At 52.0% G+C, this 2,413-nt stretch carries 3 protein-coding genes and 1 pseudogene; all 4 read right to left on the bottom strand.

The annotated features are described in order from the left end of the window. Positions 1-392, bottom strand: a pseudogene (locus tag BCT34_RS07915) (hypothetical protein); the annotation flags it as partial. Beyond that, positions 385-1,044, bottom strand: a complete 660-nt coding sequence (locus tag BCT34_RS07920) for a PFL_4669 family integrating conjugative element protein (protein WP_076655582.1) — start codon at positions 1,042-1,044, stop codon at positions 385-387. The pseudogene BCT34_RS07915 and the gene BCT34_RS07920, both read right to left, overlap by 8 nt. An 18-nt stretch (positions 1,045-1,062) precedes the next feature. After that, positions 1,063-1,602, bottom strand: coding sequence for an STY4526/YPO1902 family pathogenicity island replication protein (locus tag BCT34_RS07925; RefSeq protein WP_076655579.1), 540 nt, complete (start codon positions 1,600-1,602; stop codon positions 1,063-1,065). Continuing rightward, positions 1,599-2,333, bottom strand: coding sequence for a DNA-binding domain-containing protein (locus BCT34_RS07930; RefSeq protein ID WP_131828421.1), 735 nt, complete (start codon positions 2,331-2,333; stop codon positions 1,599-1,601). The genes BCT34_RS07925 and BCT34_RS07930 overlap by 4 nt, the downstream gene beginning before the upstream one ends. Positions 2,334-2,413: the final 80 nt, after the last annotated feature.

Consider the following 2,413-nt stretch of genomic DNA (forward strand, 5'->3'; position numbering starts at 1 on the left):
TTTACTTGACCACTACAAGGCGGTTTGCCACTTTTCTTCCAGCGCTCAAGCGCATACTCGGGGCGATGATGAAACGCAACCAAAGCCGCTTCATAATCCGAGAGCGGTTGGGTGGCCTTCCCCATTGAGGTTTGCTTGGCTTTTTCGAGTTCGGCCAAGAGTTCAGAGCGCTTTCGTGAACGCTTGCTTTCGCGCGCATATCGCTGCGCTTCATGCTCGTTAGCCTTATCTTGCAGCGTTTGCTCTTCCTCTGGCGCGGGTCTCTCGCCCGACAAGACTTGATATGCTTCATCGGGGTGATAAGGCGCGCCTTGCTCTACGGCAAAGGATACCGTGCTTGGCTTGGCCGTTAGGGGCTCTGGCGCCCCCTGAAACACGGTTCGTTTAGCCATGAGAGACCTTAATCACAGGCGCAAACTCCGCGCGCTCGACACCTTCCAAGACTTCAAAAGGGATAGCACCGAACTTCGCCTGAGCGGCTTGCGCTTTCGCATTGTTGTCCGTCACATCTTGTCGGGTCACCCCCGAATGCTGAAAGGTGACGCTCATGGAAATGATCCCACGCAAGGCTTTCAAGCACGCGAGGCGATGTTGTTCAAAATCACTGCGGGTCATCTGCGCTTTAAAGTGCGCATCTGAGAGCTGCACCATTGCAATGTCAAACTGCTCTAACAATGCCAACAGACGCCAACCAAAGCGCGTCTTGACCGATACTGACTTTTTCACCGGCGCGCGGCTCAAGGTCTCATGATACAAAATGCGAGAGCTATTGCGCTGAGGCAGGGCATCGAGCGTGGATTGGCACAAAGCAAACGCCGCATTGATGGCACGCTCGATTTCAAGCAGGGCAAAATCCGCGTAGGGGTCGTCATGGCGCGCCGCATGCTCCAGCGTCGAAAGGCGTTGAAAAAACAACCCAACACCAGGGGCTTTGCTCCGTTTCGATGGATTCCAGAGCTTGACGGTTTCGACGCTGTGCAATTGCACCTCGGCGCTGGCCACCAAGCCCCCCATTTTGTTGCTTTGCTGCTTTTTATTGCTCATGCTCTTTATCCCACTTTTCTAATGTTGACTACCATCACAAATTTCAGCCCATATTGCCCCAATGCTCAGTTGGCATTGCTGTGCCACAGCGACTATTTGCTCTTGATTAATCCGTTGGACGTTATTAATAGGTAGCTGCTCCAATGCTTTCCATAACACATGAATCTGCGAGGGAGGAACGCATCGCTGTCTGAACGCCTCTTTCGGCTTCACCATTTTTCGCCAATGCGAAGACACTTTTCCGTTCACAAAAAAGAAATGCGACAACGCTTTATTGCTGCAGCCAAGTTGCAAAAAAACAATCACCTCATTAGGGATCTCTGAGACTTCCAGGGCATGGCGAAGCGCGTCGATATCGATAGCACATTGGCGTCCACAGATAGTCTGAGAAAGCGCCCTCATTTCAGAAAAAGACTGCTTCTTCAATTGACCGATTAATTTCGCATCAAACCCCGCTGACATCAGTGCCATGTCTTGTCCAGTACAAGCCATATGCGCAAGGTGGCTAAGAACGGCCCAATGCACTTCACTGGTAAGATCGTCTTTTTTCATGCTCATACCCCCTCCAACATCACAAGTGGATTGACCGCGTAGCGAGTTTCCCACGCTTCGGTCAAAGGAAACAAAAAGCCGTTCAGCGCTTGATTGGAATCTTGAATGCGCGCTTTGTGTACGTTACGCGCCTCTTTCGTGACGATATGACGCTTTAAAGGCTGCAACCCTTGTTGAACTTCGCTGTAACTGTTGGCTTTGGCGTACTGGCAGCGCTCATCGATGAAAGTACGAAAGGCGCCAGGCGAGACCACAAACAAACCTTGCTCAAGACGATGGAATAACGCGTCTTGACGGTTCACCGGGTGCACGCCGCCTTTAAGGACTGAATCTAACCATTCATAGAAAGCACGGCCCAAGTCTTCGCCGTGGGTCTCTCTCAAATCTATCTTCTGCAGGAGAGCGTGAGGCTCGCTGGACTCAGGCGCGGACACGGGCTCAGCGTTTAACGCTTCCAACGCGGCTTCAACCTCATCCATCGGCGTGTCGGGCTCTATTACCGCTGAAGTTGTCGCTTCTGGGGCTTCATCCTCTTGCTCGATGGCCGATGTAGCCTGCGTCATAGCGGGCTGCATGAAAGCCATAAGGTCATCACTGATGGCGTCATTTTTGAGGGGGGCTTCAAGATGAGTGGTGTCTGCCATAGGTACATCTTCATTCACAGAAACGACTGACTGAGGTTGAGCAGGTGTCGCTTCTCCCTCAACGTCTACCTCAACAGGAAGAATGTGTCCCACCAGGCTCTCCAGCTCTGCTTCTGGGGCGAACGTCGGCCAATGCACACAGATAAAGGTAAAGGTTTGTAGTGGTCAAGTAA

This window comes from Vibrio sp. 10N.261.45.E2 (assembly GCF_002875705.1).
In the GTDB taxonomy this organism is placed as follows: domain Bacteria; phylum Pseudomonadota; class Gammaproteobacteria; order Enterobacterales; family Vibrionaceae; genus Vibrio.